This window comes from Methanoregula sp., from assembly GCF_002835825.1.
In the GTDB taxonomy this organism is placed as follows: Archaea; Halobacteriota; Methanomicrobia; order Methanomicrobiales; family Methanospirillaceae; genus Methanoregula.
The window spans coordinates 1-1,526 of sequence record NZ_PIZH01000492.1 but is presented as its reverse complement, the minus strand read 5'-3'; the positions used below and the strand labels follow the sequence as shown (position 1 = coordinate 1,526).

3 protein-coding genes are annotated in these 1,526 nt (G+C 53.5%); all 3 read left to right on the top strand.

The genetic code is table 11. The features are described from left to right. The coding region (locus tag CW742_RS12625) for a hypothetical protein (RefSeq protein ID WP_292420890.1) at positions 1 to 314 on the top strand (314 nt) is incomplete at its 5' end. Between the two features lie 129 nt (positions 315 to 443). Beyond that, the gene (locus CW742_RS12620) at positions 444 to 779 is read left to right on the top strand and encodes a hypothetical protein (protein WP_292420889.1); all 336 of its coding nucleotides are present in this window, start codon (positions 444 to 446) and stop codon (positions 777 to 779) included. Between the two features lie 310 nt (positions 780 to 1,089). After that, positions 1,090 to 1,526: hypothetical protein (locus CW742_RS12615; protein WP_292420887.1), on the top strand; the 437-nt coding region annotated here is incomplete at its 3' end.

The window sequence follows — 1,526 nt, the reverse complement described above, 5'->3', positions numbered from 1 at the left end:
GGACACCAGGGCCATGGCAGCGGTATCTCACCGAACCGATAGAACGTATCGGTTCAGGAGCTCCGGGCTCCATTACGATTCCGTTTTCTGCTATCACAGATGTGGAAATTATCTGCGAAAAGAGGTACTCGACTCAGGATAAACTCCATATCTATACCACGGACCGCCAGCACGAGTTCGACCTGATGCATTCCCAGGGGCCGTTTCTCTTCGGGCTGCTTACGCCGGTCCTTGGCGAAAAAGTCAGTATAGCCGACAAACGCCACCAGCGCAGTAAATTCGACCGCCTCATCTCAGGGCAGGAGTATAAATAATCGAAACTGCATCCGTGAAAAACCCGGTAATCATCATGATGTGCATCCCAAAAGACAGTATAAAATCATGGCTTTCCATTTTGTCTTGTATCACATAACGCAAGGTGAACAATCCTGGATACCCCTGAGGTGACAGTCGCGTTTGCGGGTTTCCCGCCCGCCCATACCTGCGAAGGCGGGAATTCCTCGCCAAGGATATCGATAAAGGGACTCGATGCCGACTCACTTGTCATCATGGTCTTCAACACTTCTGTGCGGGAAGGTGCCTCCTGCTGTACCTGGCTTATCTGGAATATCCCGGCCATGGAGACCATTCCGGCCGTAATCCCGCACGGGAAGATTGCCAGGACACCCGTTTCGGCACTGCAGGGCATCAACCTTGCCGGCGAGATCGGGTACACCGGCCGCCCCTGCCCCCTTTCCGGCCAGACCTTCCGCTACCTTCTTCCGGGTCTTTGGCCTTGATGATTTTCTCGGACCTTCCCGGGGGATCGGACAAGTATGAACTGAAAGGGGCCATGCACGACCACATCGTCCAGTACGGCGAGACCGGGGTGGTGGCGGCACGCCCGGTTTCGTAAGATATACACGGGTAAAACGACCTGAATGAATAACCACAATACGCTGCAAATCGTCCCATGTGCAACCACCCCTGCCGACATTTCAACCAATTTTTCTCAGGGGCCCCTGAACGGGAGGGCGACTTCTATAATAATCCGATAAGGATTCATTAATCCATGATCACTTCCCTTTAGTGGTTATTTGGAGATTGTGAATGGCAGAGGTGAGTTCCAAAGCAGGGAAGATCGTGGCGGTCATCCTGTGTGTTTGCATCATCCTGGCAATGGTTGCTGCAACGGGTGTTTTCTATGTTCCCGGATTTTCAGAAGTACTGGGCACCAATAAACCCCGCGATCTTGGGGTGCGGGCAGATCCCGCAGCATTCCACGCCGTACTCACGCGGGAGAACGTGAAGCTCAACGGGGATGTGTCTGATTACTATCTCGGTTCAAACATCCGCTGGGCAAATGCCGTCCCCATGGACGTAACCATGACAAACGAGGAACTGAGTTCGATGATGCAGGCAACGAACAATGAGAAGGGGCCGCTCAAGGGCGTGCAGCTGAAGATGGGCGATAACAACGTAGTCGAGATGTCGGCCATGGTTGACCTGACGGAGTACGGCTATGCGGTGAATGTCCCGGTCTACAC